A 16069-nucleotide genomic window follows, 5' to 3' on the forward strand; every position below is an offset into this window, starting at 1 on the left:
CCCTATGGAATCAGTTTTGCCTGTCGATTTTTAGAGATTTCAAGAGCTGCTTTCTATAAATGGCGCAACCGTAAACCATCGGTCCACGCCCAGGAAAACAAAGAAATTGCTCAGTATATCAAGGTTTTGGAAGAAGATAACCACTGTATCTTTGGCGTCCGTCGATTAGCGATTTATATCAACCGCGAGACGCGATTCCATGTCGGTGCGACCCGGGTCAGAAACATCATGCATAAGAACCATATCGTGGCCGCCATTCGTGTGGCTAAACGGGATCGAAAAGCCGAGAAAAAGGAATACTTCTTTGCCAATAAGTTACTGACTAACGATGCTGGTCATGACTTCTCGCCAGAGCGTCCTAACATGGTTTGGGTGACAGACTGTAGTGAGTTGACCTATGGTGATCGAATGCAGTATAGACTGCGTCTAAGCGCCGTTAAGGACTTGTTCGATCACAGTATCGTGGCTTGGCGCGTATCACCAACAGAAACGACTCTGTTGGTCACCAATACGGTTGAGACCGCACTGAAGAATACTGGGGGAATCAAGCCTGAAATACTGCATAGTGATCAAGGCTCTGCCTATACGTCACGGGGCTATAATATGAAATTGGCCGGGCTGGGGATCACCCACAGTATGTCTCGACCAGGTACCCCAGGGGACAATAGCCCAATGGAAAGCTTCTGGAGCCACATGAAGACAGAGTTCTTCAGGTTCGAACATGCCCTGTCGGAGCTAAAGATGATGCAATTGATTCAGCGTTGTGTTGATTGGTACAACAATAAACGGCGCCAAGAAACACTAAACGGCATGACTCCGCTGGAATATCGGAATCATGCCGTAAAAGAAATCGCATAGTAATTTTAATTATTTGACTTGTCTACTTGACGCGAAGCAGCCCCCCGCCGTGTTGTTTCCATGGCTGAGCCCCATCAGCCTCCGCTTGCTACGCACTTGGCCCTAGGCACGTCAGAATAACACAGACACCTTATCTCAGCACTAATTTTAACACGTTTGTCTCACTACGCTACTTCTTCGTCACATCGCTGCCTTTGTCCCCAGGTAAACTAAAAATGATTTCTCCGGGTTTGGAGAAGTAATATTTCTCCCGAATATACTTAGCTAAGTAATCCGGATCATTAAGTTGTTTGACTTGATTCTTGAGGTTGGTGTTCTTGTTCTGGACAGCGGTCAATTCGCTGCGGCTGGTGCTCAGGTGATTCTGTACTTGGGCCTGGGAGGCGTGGGCTTGGTGGAGTTTCAGGCCGAAGAAGCACAGGACGAGGGCCAAAATGGCCGTCAGGGCCCAGAACCGCCGGCGGTGTACTTTGCGCATGTAGGCGGCCGGTGTGATTGGCGCCGACTGCTGACGCGGTTGTTTCTTTAACTGAATAATTTTACCTGGTGCGGCTTGAGGCTTCTGCACTGTTAATACCCCCCAATGATTTGCTTTAGCTAAATTAAGTATAGCAAACCGCCAACACCCCTGTCGACAATTAGAACGGACTCTTGGCCTCCGCCTGTTCGTCGCTGTCAATTTTGTACATGGATGCTGCGTCGTCTTTCTTCGTGGTTTCCTTAATATCGGTGATCGTCACGGTCAACGTCCGATTGCCAAAGAGCAAGGTCAGCTGGTCGCCCACGCTGATATTACTGGATGACTTGCCGGCCTTGCCATTGATCAGAATACGCCCCTTATCGGCGATTTCTTTGGCGACGGAACGCCGCTTTACCAAGCGGGAAACTTTCAAAAACTTATCCAAACGCATTGTGTCACTTCGCTTTCTACAACCTACTTATTTCGCTGTAACCGTTGTACTAAGTGTAGCATACCACTGCCGAAGGGCAAGACCAACCATTCTCGAATTGTCAAGAGTTTGTTTCTCAAGGCCAGGGTCAAAAAGATGGTAACACCGGCGGCAATGCCGATCAGGGTCACGCCGATACTGGCCCAGCGGGACACACCCAACACGGCTTGGCTGGCGCAAGCGATCATGAACGTCGCAATCATCATCGGGATCGTGACGCCCAGCAGCCGCGTGCCGAATAGGCGGGTCGAAACTGAGATGCGAATCAAAGACGGCAATTGGTTGAAAATGATCCACCAGACTACTGCTAGGCCGATCAGGGTCGCCAAAGACGCTCCGGGCAGACCGAAAATACGGATCAACGGACCAGTGAGCGCGGCCTTCAGGGCAATCCCAATCAACAGGCCGTAAGTGGCTGCCCGATAATTGCCCACACTTTGAAGAATCGCATTATAGGTATTGATCATCGCCACGAGAATGATGGCACCCAGGTAAAGGGCCAGGGTCATCAGCTGCTCCCGGTCGCCAAAGAGAAATTGGTTGATCCAGGGCAGCAGCGCGATCAGGCCGCCGGTGGCAGCGACGGAAAACAGCAAACTGATATGGGTCACTTCTGTCGCCAAGCGCTGAATCCGCAGACGGCTGCCGCTTTGCAAGGCCCGCGTCAAATTAGGTACCAGCGTGGTGCCAAAGGCGCTGGACAGGACCAGCCCCAGCTGCACCAAAGGCTGGCCCCGGTCGTAGATTCCCTTCAGCGAACGGGCGGCCACCGGCAGATAGCCGATTTTTTGCAGTGAGCGGGCCACGGTGAAAGAATCTACCAGCTGAAAGAGAATCAGGGCAGCCGCAAACAGACAGATGGAACCGCCCTGGAGCAGCAGCCGGCGGGTCAGTAAGCGCCAGGAATTATCCGGGGTCGCCAGATGCACCGTCCCCCAGAAGGGGTCGCGCCGCCGGTAGCGGTGCAGTGTCCAGGCTGCACCCAAGGCCCCAATGGTCGCGCCGCTCATGGCGAAGGTCCCCATTTCATAGTAGGTCCATGCCGGATGACCATGGAAATACCACGCCGCCCAGATAATTACCGCTACTCGCAGGATCTGTTCCACGACTTGGGAAACCGCAGTGGGCGTCATGTCCAGCGTTCCTTGGTAATACCCGCGGCCCAGAGCCAGCGTGGGCATGAACAAATACATCCAGCTCACGGCGCGAATCATCGACGTTAAATCCTGGTCGCCCATCGCTCCGGCGATCCACGGTGCCGCCGCTTGGAAGCCGACAAAGGCCGCCAGACTGACGCCCACCAAAATAGAGCGCAGCTGCCGGACCAGCGCCGGCCGCTCCGCCACGGTTTTTTCCGCTACTAAACGGGAAATAAAAACCGGCAGGCCATTCAAGGCAAAGGTCATGCCGATCCCATAGAGCGGATACACTTGTTGATAGACATAAAACCCCAAGTCCCCCGCCAAGTTTTGCAAAGGCACTCGGTAAAACGCCGATAGGACTTTGGCAATCAAGGCCGCGATGCTGAGCAAAGCGGCCGAACCAAAAACCGTACGTTTGGTACGTTTACTCATGCTTACTCCCGGCATGGACTTTTTTCTGCTCAATCTTCGGCAATGCCGCGGTCAAGGTCATCAGCGTATCGATCATGGTATCATCGCTGATTCCCTTGCGTTGGATCAGCGTAATTTGATATCCGCCGTCCTTATCCGTCACCTGGGCCTGCAGCGTCGTGTTGCTCAAGAGGGCAAATAAATCCTCACCCCCTAAGCGGGCCCGGCCCGCCGCACCGATGTGCATCGTCCAATGCGTATCCTTTCGCTCGATCTTCGTCAACAAGGCCTGATCGGCTTGATCTTTTAACAAACCGATCTTCAATAATCGATCCACCGGCGCATCGTATTCGCCGAATCGATCAATTAAGTCTGATTGTAAGTCAGCCCACTCGTCGGCACCATCGATCCGCTGGATTCGTTTATAAATCTCAATCTTTTGCCGGGGATCGCTGATGTAGTCAGACGGCAAATAGGCTTCCACATCCAGATCGAGTTCGGCGTCGGTGCGCTCCTGTTTGGTCTTCCCCTTCTTGGCCGCCACGGCGTCCTGGAGCATCTGGGTATACAGATCGTAGCCGACAGAATCAATGAAGCCGTGCTGCTGTTTGCCCAGCAGGTTGCCGGCACCGCGGATGGACAAGTCGCGCATGGCGATCTTGAAGCCGCTGCCTAATTCCGTAAAATCGCGGATCGCAGCCAGCCGCTTTTCGCCCACTTCAGTCAGCACCTTGTTCTGCTGGTACATGAAATACGCATATGCCAGCCGAGAGGATCGGCCGATTCGGCCGCGGAGCTGATAAAGCTGGGACAGACCATACTTGTCGGCATTCTCCACGATCAACGTGTTGGCGTTGGGCATATCCACCCCGGTCTCAATGATCGTCGTGGTCACCAGCACGTCGTAGGCGCCGTGGACAAAGTCGTAGATCACCCGCTCCAACTGGGTTTCACTCATCTGACCGTGGGCGTAAGCAATCGTCGCATTGGGCACGAGCTGCTGGAGCTCATCCACCGTCCGTTCGATGTCTTCCACCCGATTATGCATGTAGAACACCTGGCCGTTACGGGCCATTTCCCGCTCAATGGCGTTCTTAATGGTGCCGGCGTTCTGTTCCAGCACGTAGGTCTGGATCGGATAGCGATTGGCCGGCGGGGTCTCAATCACCGACAGGTCCCGGACACCCAGCATGGACATATTCAGCGTCCGGGGAATCGGTGTGGCCGTCAGGGTCAGCACATCCACGTTGGTTCGCAGCGCCTTGATCCGCTCCTTGTGCTTCACCCCGAAGCGCTGTTCCTCATCAATGATCAGCAGGCCCAGGTCTTTAAAATGGACATCCTTCGACAGCAGCCGATGGGTGCCAACGACGATATCCACCTTGCCGTTTTTCATCCCCGCCAAAGTCTCTTTCTGCTTGGCCGGCGAGACAAAGCGGGACAACATCCCCACGGTTACCGGGAAATCGGCGAACCGGTCCATCATCGTATCGTAATGCTGCTGCGCCAAGATCGTGGTCGGGACGAGAAACGCGACCTGTTTACCGTCTTGAATTGCCTTAAAAGCCGCCCGCAAGGCCACTTCAGTCTTGCCGAAGCCGACATCGCCGACCAGCAGCCGATCCATCGGTACCGGCCGTTCCATATCCCGTTTGATTTCAGCGGTACTGCGCAGCTGGTCGGGAGTCTCCGGATAAGCAAAGGCCGCCTCAAACTCGCGCTGGTAATCATTATCTTTTGAAAAAGTATAACCCTTCTGGGACGCCCGGGCGGCGTACAGTTCAATCAAGTCATCGGCGATGTCCTCGATTTTCTTCGCCACCCGGCGCTTGGTCTTTTGCCACTCGCTGCCCCCCAGCTTATTAATATGGGGCGTCTTGCCTTCACTGCCGACATATTTCTGGACCATGTTCATCTGGGTCACGGGAATGAACAGCTTGCCGTCGTCGGCGTATTGAATCGTGATGTAATCCTGATGCTTGCCGTCCACGGTCAGGGTTTGGATACCCATGTACTTACCGATCCCGTGATTCACGTGGACCACGTAGTCGCCAGGTTTCAGTTCGTTATAACTCTTGATCCGCTCGGCATTGGAGAAATGTGCTGGCCGCGGCCGGGCTTGGCGAACGCGATTGAACAGTTCGTGTTCCGTTAAGACCACTAGATTGCTCTCTGGCAAGGTGAAGCCGGCCGACAGATTGCCGTGGACCAGTTGGACCGCGCCGGATACTAGCGCATCCGGGCTAGCCGTCCGAGTCACAATTTCGAAGTCCCGCAGGGTCTGCTGGAGCTTTTCGACCCGACTCTGGGACTGAATCAAGATGACCACGGTTTGGTTCTGCTTACGCCACCGATCGATCTCCCCCTTGAGCATCGGCATCTGGCTGAAGAATTGGGGCACATCGTGGCTGGTCACGTTGATCAGGTGGTCCAGCTTGACCCGGCCCATGCCCTTCTGAAAGACAGAAAGGTAGACCCGGCTATGCGCATCCTTATTCAGGGCGGCGCGCCAATCAGCTTCCAATGTCGCGTGGGGCAAGATCTCGCCACGACTGAGCAAGTCCGTTTGCCACTGGGCCGTCTCTTCTTCTGCGGCAGCAGCCTGATCGTTGATCCGGGCATAGTCATCCAGAAATACGGTGCCGGCGGCGGGCAGATAATCCAATAAGCCGTAGTCCCCGCCAAACAGCACTTCCCGGAAGAGATTAGCTTTCTCTCCCAGATCGCCTTGGTTGAAATCGGTGATCGTATTCGCCAGATTAGCCTGCAGCGCATCCTGCACAGATGGCACGGCCTTCGCGGAGACGGCCGTCATTTGTTTTTGCAATTGGGCCGCCGCCTGCTTCAACTGTTCGGCAGGAACGATCAAATCGCTGGCCGGCGGGATCGTCACCGTATCGACGTTGTCCATGGAGCGCTGATCGCCTTCATCAAAGATCCGCAGGGAATCCACATCAGTATCGAAGAGCTCGATCCGCACCGGATGGTCAGCGGTCAAAGGAAAAATATCAATCAAATCGCCTCGGATGGCGAACTCGCCGGGCCGGGAGACCAGGGTGTCGCGCCGATAACCCATGGCCACCAGGCGTTCCGGCAGGGCTTGCGGATCCAATTGGCCGTCGCTGGTCACGGTGAACGCCTGCTTCGCCCACAGGGCCGGATCCGGCAGCAGGTGGGCCAACCCGGCCACAGAGACGACAAATAGCCCGGGGACGCCGCTGCTCAGTGCAGTCAAGGCGGCGACCCGGGCGGCCCGGCCTTCCGGGGAGGCGGTGGCGACTTCGGTCGCCAGCACCTCATCCACCGGGAAGGTGTACACCGTATCGGTGGTATTCAATGCTTGCAGATCGGGTAATAATTGCTCCACGGCCAATGTGGTGGGTTCAACGATCAGCAGGGGCTGGCGCGTCTTTTGCAAGTACGCCGTAAGTGCCAGCGCCTTCGCCGCAGGTCCCAATCCTGTCAGCAGTGTGCGCTCCCCTGATTTTTGCGCTCTCAGCCATTGCTGCAATTGCGGTTCCTGGCTGATCCATTCAACTAAATTCATGCCCATTTCTCCCATATAATTGGTTAGTTGTACGTATTCATGAGGGTCGCGTCATCAGCCCCGCTGGCCCATTCGGTGGCTGCCGCCGCGGCCTGATCCAAGGCTTGGGCAATATCCGGCGCGTTCTTCGGCGTGAACGGCGACAAGACCCAGTCCACCACGGTGCCCACGGGCGGGTGGTCAATGCCCACCTTAATGCGGGTAAACTGATCGCCGCCCACGGCCCGGATGATGCTCTTGATGCCGTTATGACCACCGGATGCACCGTGGGCCCGGATCCGGATCTTGCCGATGGGCATATCCAGATCATCCTGGATCACCAGCAGATCGCTGAGCGCCAATTTGTAATAATGAAGCAGCGGGCCGACCGCCTTGCCGGAATCATTCATAAAAGTCAGCGGTTTGGCCACAATGACTTTCTCCCCGGCCAGCAACCCCTGCCAGGTGGCCGCAGTGAACTGCTGCTTCTCTTGAGTGTTGGGCATTTCTGCCAAGATCCGGTCCACCGCCATGAAGCCGATATTGTGTTTGCTTTGGGCATATTGACTGCCGGGATTGCCGAGGCCGACGATAAGTTTCAAAATAAGTTACTTCCTTCCTGAACGTGGTGGGACGCCAAAAGGCCAGCACGAGGCCGGCCTAATCCGATGTGTGTTGCGTATCGTTATTATACCATAATCGCCGCAGGGCTTATGATTTTCAGAATGACTGTCCCCGCGGCCATTGGGCTGACGACGGCAATTTCGGCAGCGGGCCCCATCCGGCCCAGCATTTCTGGAAGCGTATCCTTGAAAATCGTTCGGAATCACCGGCAAATTTTGCCTGCAATTGTGTTATACTTGCGTTGTATAAATGTTTATCAATTGAAAGGAATGAAGATCTTGGCTTCTACAACTGAAAAAGATCACCAAAAGGTCATCCTTGTCGGTGACGGCGCAGTAGGTTCCAGCTACGCTTACGCAATGGTACTGCAAGGGATTGCCCAAGAGATCGGCATTGTCGATATCGCTAAGAATAAGACGAAGGGTGACGCGATTGATTTATCGAACGCCCTGCCTTTCACGCAACCCAAGACGATTTACTCTGCTGAGTATGCTGACGCAAAGGATGCCGACGTTGTCGTCATCACTGCCGGCGCTCCGCAAAAGCCAGGCGAAACTCGTTTGGACCTGGTTAACAAGAACCTCAAGATTTTGAAGTCCATCGTTGACCCCGTCGTTGAGTCCGGCTTCAATGGTATCTTCTTGGTTGCTGCTAACCCGGTTGATATCTTGACCTACGCCACTTGGAAGTTATCCGGCTTCCCGAAGGCACGGGTTATCGGTTCTGGTACGTCTCTGGATACCGCTCGTCTGCGTCAATCCATTGCTGAACTGGTGAAGGTTGATGCCCGTTCCGTCCACGCTTACATCATGGGCGAACACGGCGACACCGAATTCCCGGTTTGGTCTCACGCTAACATCGGCGGCATCAAGATTGCTGACTGGGTTAAGGCCCACCCTGAAGTTGACGAAAGCGAACTGGTTACCATGTTCGAAGACGTCCGGGATGCCGCTTACAAGATCATCGACTTGAAGGGTGCCACCTTCTATGGTATCGCCACTGCCTTGGCTCGGATCACCCGCGCTATCTTAGACGACGAAAACGCCGTATTGCCGCTGTCTGTCTATATGGATGGTCAATACGACCTGCACGATATTTACATCGGTACACCGGCTGTGATCAACCGCGAAGGGATTACCAACATTTTGGAACTGCCTTTGACTGATCACGAAATGCAATCCATGCACTCTTCTGCTTCCCAGTTGAAGAAAGTGCTGACGGACGCATTTGCTAAGAACGACATCGAAACTCGTCAGTAATTTCTGATCAGCTTCGTCCATGAAACTGAAAGCCTCGCTGTGAATGTGCAGCGAGGCTTTTTTAGAAGGCTCAGGCCTGGCTTCTGTCGACCTGAGTCCGTTTAGAAAAAGCAGTCTGTTTTACAAGAGATAGCGCTCTCTGTAACACGCCTGACACACAATTGTAATTAATCAGCAAAGATGTATTTATGTTCGCATCCAGACATGATATAATTTGTTCGCAACCTACTAGGGGGAAGGAGCCTTACTCGTGCAATTTAAAAAAAGTGCCGTCATTGGCGGCGGCCTAGCGCTCATTGCATTGCTGGGCGTTTATCTCGGATTCGCGCTTCATTATCAAGACACCATGCTGCCCCACACGACCTTCGCCGGCGTGGCGGTTGGCGGCATGAAGGTGGCGGATGCGCAAGCTAAAATCAAGGCCAATACACTGGACAAACAATATGTCCTGGATGATCAAGACAAGCAAGTCGCTACCTTTACCGGTAATTCAGTCGGCACGTTCCAAGACGTCGGCAAAGATCTGGTCGCGTTGAAGAGGGACCAGAACCCATGGGCCTGGCCGGCAGCATTGGTCGGCGGCGAGGCGACAGCGGCTGATGACAGCACTCATTCGCTGAAGCTGGATAAAAAGAAGGTTGACACCTTTGCCAACCAGACAGTGGCCAAGCTCAATCAGGGCCGGACGCAAACGACGAATGCCTCAATTGCCAAAAAAGACGGTGAGTTCGTCATTACCAAGGAAACTTACGGCAATGCCCTGGACAAAACTAAAGTGGCCAACTTAGTCACTAAAATGGTATCAACGGGACAAACCAAAGCGGACTTGAAGAGCACCTATGTCCGGCCGACAGTAACTGCCGGCTCCGCGAAGCTGCAAAGTGACCTGACCACCTTAAAGAAGTTGAGTACGGTCAAGGGCACTTACAGCATCGCCGGCGATTCCGTAACGATTCCAGAACACTTAATTAAGAACAGTGTGTACTATAAAGACGGCAGTATTGAAGTGAATCCATCCGTCTTCAGTGATTTCTTAGCCCAACTGGCAACCAAGTACAACACCATCGACAAGACGCGGACGTTTAAGACCACCAACAGCGGTACGGTCTCTGTCCCCGCCGGGACTTTTGGCTGGAGCATTCAGCAATCCAGCGAAGCCGATGCCTTGGCGGCAACGATCAAGAAAGGCGAAGACTTCACCCGCCATCCATTGGTCAGCGGTTCTGGGCAAAGCTTCCACGGCAGCGAGGTGGGCAAGACCTACGTCGAAGTCAGCAAGGCCAAACAGCACATGTGGGTCTACATTGACGGCGTGGAAAAGATCAGCACTGACGTAGTCACCGGCAAGCCCAAACAGAATACCCCCAGCGGTGCGTTCTTCGTTTGGAGCAAGCAGCGCAACGCAACCCTGAAAGGCTTGAACGATGACGGCTCCAAATATGCATCACCGGTCAGCTACTGGATGCCCATTGATTACACCGGGGTCGGTCTGCATGATTCGCCCTGGCAGCCGCAATACGGCGGCGATTGGTACAAGGAGCACGGCAGTCACGGGTGTGTCAACACCCCGCCGACCGTCATGGCCCAACTGTACAGCATCGTGCCCGCTGGCACGCCAGTGATCATTTATTAATTCCTGAAGCAAAGCAAAAGCGCGTCGAAAAATTTCGACGCGCTTTTATAATGGAAAAAATTAATAATCAGGACTGGTTTCGTCGTTGCGAATGGTGATGCCTTGCTGCAGATCGTCAATTTCAGCGACCCGGAAGTTCTTCCGTTCCAACCGGCTGACGATTTGTTCCATCGTGTCTTTGTCCATCCCGGCCGGCAGCGTAAACAGTGTCCGGCGGACAAATTGTTCCCGGTGGGCATCCAAGGTCAAACAGCCGGCAATGGAAGCATACTTGGCGATGATCTTGGACATGTCGGCCAAGTCGCCCCGTTCCCCAGCGGACAGCACAGTCAGCATGTAGGACCCGACATCCACGTTCCAGGCCTCAGACAACATGCCCAGCAGCTTGGCGTGGGTCAAGATACCGTAGAAACTGCCATCGGTGTCCAGCACCGCGATGTACGGCAAGTCCTTGATGTTGAAGAAAACCTTGAAGAACGGTGATTCAACCGGCACGGTCTTCGTAGCGTTCTTTAACAGGTACGTCACCGGCAGACTCATGTCGCCGCCCTGGGATTTATGCCGGTAGATGTGCATCTTGTAGATATTGCCGCGGAAAATCTTCCCCGTCTCGTCCAGAATCGGCACACAGCGGAACCCGGACTCTTCCAAGACCTTCAGAGCCTCCGCCAGCGTCACCGTTTCTTTAACCGTGGTGAGAAATTCCTTCTTTAATACCAGCGATTTAATAATCATTGCCTATCCTCCTACGCACAACACAACTGTGCCTTATATTGCTTTTATCATACCATAAACGGCTTGGGGACGGAACTTGAATCTAACGGTTCTATTAGAAATACAGGAAGACCCTGCCAGACTTTTGTTCCATTTGCCGGTCGTGGTAAGCTGGATGGGCATCTTAACTGAAAAGGAAGACGATCATGCATAATGAAATGCTCCACCATCCAGCGATTCCCGCCCCGCTCCGCGAATTCTTGCGGGCCCATGGTCAGCCGCTGCCCGAGCCGTTGAATACGTTAGAAAATCAGGCTCGGGCGGCGGACGTGCCGATCATTCCCCACGAGACCGTGGATTTCTTTCAGACTTGGTTCCGGCAAGTCCACCCCACCAGTGTCCTGGAACTCGGCACCGCCATCGGCTTCTCCGCCCTGCTCTTTGCCCAGTTGATGGGCCCCGCGGGCCGGGTGACCACGTTGGAGCGGGCACCCATCATGATCGGCCACGCCCAGGCCAACCTGGCTCAGTACGACACTGCCCAGCAGATCACTCTGCGCACCGGCGACGCGACCACCCTTCTGCCGACCTTGACGGATACCTACGACGTCGCCTTCATGGACAGCGCCAAGGCGCAGTATATCCATCAGCTGTCCCTGGTGCTGGCGCGGGTCAAGGTCGGCGGCACGGTCTTTATCGATGACGTCCTCCAGGGCGGCACGATTTTTTTGCCGGAGACAGAAATCCCCCACCGGCTCAAGGGGATCCATCGCAATTTGCGGCAATTGCTCGAAAGCGTCTTTGCAGCGAAGGGCTTGACGGCCACCTTGATTCCGTTGGGGGATGGGTTGTTGATGATGACAAAGGATGTCGACCAGGACTTTACGTTTTAATCAGGCATCCAGCACTTTGTCGAAGTGCACAGCCGTGTTGACCGCGGCCATGAGCGGGGCAGTGATCGTCATGATGAAGGCTTCAGATAATCCAGTGCTTAAGTACGTCAGCCAGAAAGGCAGCTGAAAGGCTAAGTGCAGCATCCAGGCAATCATTGCCATAGAAATTGTGAAGACAACAATGTTCAAGACCATCTTCATCCAGAGTTTGGGCAGCTTAGGCGCCACAAAGCCCACCAGTAATAAGCTGATCATTGTTTGACCGACACCAAAGGGAACGTTTAATAGAACTGGCGTTGATCGGTCAAGGACATCAGCAATCAATACACCGAGGGTGATGCCCCAAAAGTAACGTTTATCAAAAACGATGAGGTGGTTCAAGCCTTCGGAAACACGGAACTGAATCGCCAGACTAGCCAGATTGAACGTCGCGGCGACTAACCACAACGCAACATACAACGCAGCAATCAGGGCATTGACCACAATTTCTCGTAACGCATGGGTAGAACGTGCATTAGTCATAATAAATAAATCCTCCTATAGTTTTTTAGTGTGGGATAGTTGCGAACCACAGCGGCAGTGTGCCGCGAATGTAACTGAACTAGTTTACCACGAAAGGAGGGTTTTCTAAACCGCAACCGTCTATTTGACTGGCCAGATATGCGACTGACTAGCTGTCTCAGGTGCGCTGGCGTGTTCCGTCTTATCCCATTTTGTCATATGCAGAATCTGACGCCCCAGCGCAATGTAGGGTACCGGAATCAGTAAAACTAAGTAAGCTTGATACAGTACACTCAGCCACAATGCATGGTGATACGAGACCGGTGTGATTTTTGCCATGTTTTCATGGTATTCCAAACCAATGGCCATGCAAATTGCGAAGCTCAACAGCAGAATGACCACCAAGGCCGGACTGATCCAGCCTGCCGGGCCGTGCAGGTAATTATAGACTTGGATAATCAGTGCGATGATGTTGGTAATCGGAATTAAGGTCGATAAAACCGGCAGGACCAGCCACAAAGTCGTATCGAACTTCTGAAACCGATTAATCTGCTTAGACCGCCAAAGTGCTGGCAAATACCGCCAACACTGCATGCTGCCCTGACACCAGCGGACCCGCTGGCGGATCAAGGGCCGCATTTTATCGACCCCGCTTTGCGCCACCACGATGTCATCACTGAAGGCCGTTTTGTATCCCTTCAACCAGGCCCGCAAGGTGAACTCCGTATCCTCCAGCAAGCCCTTCCCCCAGGGATTAGCCAGAGCCATGGACAGGGTCACAAATTGCCCATTACCAGAAGCGATGCCTTCATCGTACGTCTCCCGGACTTGCTGCAGCGCACTGTTGACGCCCACAAATTTAAAATCTTGCATCCGGGTCAACCAATGATCATCATTGTAGATTTTGACACTGCCCTGCAGCATCGCAATATCTGGATGTGCCGTGAAATAGTCGATGACTTTCGTCAAATCCGCCGCACTGATTTTTGAATCGGCGTCCAGAATACCCAAAATGGTATGATCTGGATTGCCATTGGGCAGATGCTGAATGACATTCACCGCATAATTCAGCACGTCTCCTTTGCCTTGATGGGCCTCTTCAGGGGGCCGATCAAAGGGCAAGATGTTGGGGTGATCAGCCTGCAGTGCCGTAATGATGGCTTGGCTTTGGTCGTCGGAGTCGTCATTCACAGTAACGATCCACGGGGCGATATTGGTCGGCAGCTTCCGAATTTCAGCCAATAACGATAGAAGTGTCTGCCCGATGACTTGTTCTTCATTCAGGACGGGAATGACGATATAGAGTGTGAAATTTTCTGCCTTTGGCACCGGTTTGATGGTCTTTGGCCGAATACTGGCGGCCAAGGCAAAGTCCGACAAATAAATGAGATAGGCAATAAACGACAGCGTGATGACAATCCTGAGCCAAGTCATATGGTGAACTCCTTTCGATTCGTTCGACTGAACAGTTGGGCACCAAGGGCCAATAGCACGACCAGCGGCAGATATAATATAATGTGGTACCGCCCCTGGACTTCCGGCAGCATCGCGCTGAGGAAGAAACCGTCCAATGCCAGCGCACTGTAAAACATCAGATTGATGCGCCGGTTACTCAGCGCCCGCTTTTTAAACATCAGCAGCAGCTGGGCGACAATTGCCAGCGCCGTCAGCCCTAAGAACAAGCCGAAATATATCACGGCATACACTGACGCAAAGGGCAGAATGTTTTTCGCGAACTCTTTAGACGCCTTTGATTTGCCATTGATATTGTAAAACAGCCAGTCCGCCCCATAGTTTTCATCCATGTAATTCTTTGTCTTATGCCATAAAAAAGCCGTCACGCCTGTGCGCTCAATGGCCTTCAAATTCGTTCGGGTAATTTGACTCATGCGCTGAGTGATCCGCGTGTAACGCTCGTCCAGCGGTACGTGTTTCTGGTTAAATAAGGTATCGGTTTCATTTCTAACTTGGGCATTATACGCCCCGCCGGTGGTGACACTGGTCCCGGTGGCTAGTGAGTAATTCTGGAGTACCGCCGCCGGTGCCCAGTCCACCCCGTAGAACACGCGGTAAATGGGGACGGCCGCCGCGCTTAAAATGCTGAAAGTCACGGCAAAAATCGCAGTCATCGCGAGCAAGTGCTTGAACGGCCGCCGCCGGTTGGATAGACCAAAAATAACGAATAGGACGATCACAATGACCCAAATAATGCCCACGGGCCGAACCATATTCGCTAAAAACAGGAGCAGCAAAGATAAGCCGAGAAAGAAATAGTTGCGCGTAAATGTATCGTTGACGGTGTACAATGCATCGTAATAACAAATGACCGCCCCCAATAGAAACACCAAGAAAAAAGATTCTGGCGCGTTGATCACTGAGTATAGCCAGTATGCGGGAATCGCTTGAAAAACTAATGCCGCAAACACGGCCACGGGTTTGACCAGTATCTTTTTGACCAGGACGTAAATCAGAAAGGCGCTCACCCCGCTCAACGTGATGCTCACCAGCTGCCCGACCACAATATTACTGAAAAAGAAGCTGTAGAACACGCTGAAAAACCAGCTGATATTGATCACGTGGGGCCACAGCATGTTGTCCCCCAACAGCCCAGTCGTCTCCATTTTGTGCCAGGTCAGACCAGCAACTAGATTCTGTGCGAAACTATGGTAATTAAAGTAGTCTGATGTAGGACTTAGCGGAAACTTGACCAGCACAATCAGCTTTAGCGCTGTGAGCCCCATGCTCAGGGTAAAAATGAACAAGTTGTTCCGCCGGCGCACATAATAAGCCAGTACCCCGGCCCCGGTGATCACTGCTAAGCTGAGCAAACCTGCCCACACGATTGTGGACGTGCTGCGGTGAGACTGAAAATCCTCAGACTGAAAGACTGCCGCAATCATCACGATCACAATTGCCAGAGTGACAAAAGTGGCCAGCCAGATGGCGGCTTTTTTGAAAAATTGTAGTGTCATACCGGTTTCCCAAGCCGCATCCCCCTATTTACACCCCTGGAGAAAAGCCTAGGCCCACTTCCTTTCCATTTAATCACAGCAGCGGACAAACGCGAATTCAACGCGACCACGCTGCCTGTCCACCAGGCTGCCGCTTTGTTGTTTTCACCATTCTGGCATGCTCAGTGGACTATTGTCTTATAATATGCTCAAAAGCTTAAAACAAATTAAACACCGCTGACCCATTCAACGAACTGTAAGCGGTCGTTAAACGGGTATATGGTTCGCGCCGTAGCCTCCTTGTATGCTTGAGTCATCAAGTACACAAGGAGGCTTTTTATGGTTCAAATTAAAGATATTGTGCCGGTTCAAATGACAGATCGGACACCCAGCACTGGTGGGAAGCCCCAGATAGCTGCTCGAATCAAGCTCAAAGATGCCAAAGTGATTTTTTATAATGGTGCTGATCGGAGCACTCTGCACATCGTCTTACAGGAGTTGACTGGTAATGTTCCCCAATATCCAAGAACTTAACATCTACATCATCTGTGGCAAGACTGACCTCCGCAAAGGAATTGACGGTTTAGCTGCCTCACTGCGGGAACTC

At 53.0% G+C, this 16069-nt stretch carries 14 protein-coding genes; 5 read left to right on the forward strand and 9 right to left on the reverse strand.

Annotated features, from left to right (window positions below; genetic code table 11):
• A partial coding sequence (locus tag H627_RS0113475) for an IS3 family transposase (RefSeq protein ID WP_235808980.1) occupies window positions 1-858 on the forward strand: 858 nt, incomplete at its 5' end.
• Between the two features lie 169 nt (window positions 859-1027).
• Here the strand turns inward: H627_RS0113475 and H627_RS18445 are convergent.
• The 5 genes from H627_RS18445 to pth form a co-directional block, all read right to left on the reverse strand.
• The gene (locus H627_RS18445; protein WP_051225446.1) at window positions 1028-1426 is read right to left on the reverse strand and encodes an FtsB family cell division protein; all 399 of its coding nucleotides are present in this window, start codon (window positions 1424-1426) and stop codon (window positions 1028-1030) included.
• Between the two features lie 70 nt (window positions 1427-1496).
• Window positions 1497-1769, reverse strand: coding sequence for an RNA-binding S4 domain-containing protein (locus tag H627_RS0113485; RefSeq protein WP_027829376.1), 273 nt, complete (start codon window positions 1767-1769; stop codon window positions 1497-1499).
• A gap of 23 nt (window positions 1770-1792) precedes the next feature.
• On the reverse strand, window positions 1793-3382 hold the full coding sequence (locus H627_RS0113490; RefSeq protein WP_027829377.1) for a putative polysaccharide biosynthesis protein: 1590 nt from the start codon (window positions 3380-3382) through the stop codon (window positions 1793-1795).
• A complete protein-coding gene (gene mfd, locus H627_RS0113495) occupies window positions 3375-6908 on the reverse strand; it encodes a transcription-repair coupling factor (RefSeq protein WP_027829378.1) in 3534 nt (1177 codons plus the stop codon). The genes H627_RS0113490 and mfd overlap by 8 nt, the downstream gene beginning before the upstream one ends.
• Window positions 6909-6931: 23 nt before the next feature.
• Window positions 6932-7489, reverse strand: coding sequence for an aminoacyl-tRNA hydrolase (gene pth, locus H627_RS0113500; protein WP_027829379.1), 558 nt, complete (start codon window positions 7487-7489; stop codon window positions 6932-6934).
• A gap of 291 nt (window positions 7490-7780) precedes the next feature.
• Here pth and H627_RS0113510 point away from each other — a divergent pair, with 291 nt between their 5' ends.
• Together H627_RS0113510 and H627_RS0113515 are read left to right on the forward strand one after the other, a co-directional pair.
• A complete protein-coding gene (locus H627_RS0113510; RefSeq protein ID WP_035441136.1) occupies window positions 7781-8770 on the forward strand; it encodes an L-lactate dehydrogenase in 990 nt (329 codons plus the stop codon).
• A 250-nt stretch (window positions 8771-9020) separates the two neighbouring features.
• A complete protein-coding gene (locus H627_RS0113515; protein WP_027829381.1) occupies window positions 9021-10403 on the forward strand; it encodes a L,D-transpeptidase family protein in 1383 nt (460 codons plus the stop codon).
• Window positions 10404-10463: 60 nt separating this feature from the next.
• On the opposite strand, the gene cbpA is transcribed toward H627_RS0113515, so the two are convergent.
• The gene (gene cbpA / locus H627_RS0113520; RefSeq protein ID WP_027829382.1) at window positions 10464-11138 is read right to left on the reverse strand and encodes a cyclic di-AMP binding protein CbpA; all 675 of its coding nucleotides are present in this window, start codon (window positions 11136-11138) and stop codon (window positions 10464-10466) included.
• A 185-nt stretch (window positions 11139-11323) separates the two neighbouring features.
• On the opposite strand from cbpA, the gene H627_RS0113525 reads away from it, so the two are divergent.
• Window positions 11324-12010, forward strand: coding sequence for an O-methyltransferase (locus H627_RS0113525; RefSeq protein WP_027829383.1), 687 nt, complete (start codon window positions 11324-11326; stop codon window positions 12008-12010).
• On the opposite strand, the gene H627_RS0113530 is transcribed toward H627_RS0113525, so the two are convergent.
• The 3 genes from H627_RS0113530 to H627_RS0113540 form a co-directional block, all read right to left on the reverse strand.
• Window positions 12011-12532, reverse strand: coding sequence for a QueT transporter family protein (locus H627_RS0113530; RefSeq protein WP_027829384.1), 522 nt, complete (start codon window positions 12530-12532; stop codon window positions 12011-12013).
• A gap of 120 nt (window positions 12533-12652) precedes the next feature.
• Window positions 12653-13945 (reverse strand): glycosyltransferase family 2 protein, encoded by a 1293-nt coding sequence (locus H627_RS18450; RefSeq protein ID WP_051225447.1) that lies wholly within the window; start codon window positions 13943-13945, stop codon window positions 12653-12655.
• Complete coding sequence (locus H627_RS0113540) at window positions 13942-15483, reverse strand: glycosyltransferase family 39 protein (RefSeq protein ID WP_027829385.1); 1542 nt, start codon at window positions 15481-15483, stop codon at window positions 13942-13944. The genes H627_RS18450 and H627_RS0113540 overlap by 4 nt, the downstream gene beginning before the upstream one ends.
• Window positions 15484-15801: 318 nt before the next feature.
• Between H627_RS0113540 and H627_RS0113545 the strand changes: the two genes are divergently transcribed.
• A complete protein-coding gene (locus tag H627_RS0113545; RefSeq protein WP_027829386.1) occupies window positions 15802-15996 on the forward strand; it encodes a hypothetical protein in 195 nt (64 codons plus the stop codon).
• Window positions 15997-16069: the final 73 nt, after the last annotated feature.

This window comes from Schleiferilactobacillus harbinensis DSM 16991, from assembly GCF_000425885.1.
In the GTDB taxonomy this organism is placed as follows: Bacteria; Bacillota; Bacilli; order Lactobacillales; family Lactobacillaceae; genus Schleiferilactobacillus; species Schleiferilactobacillus harbinensis.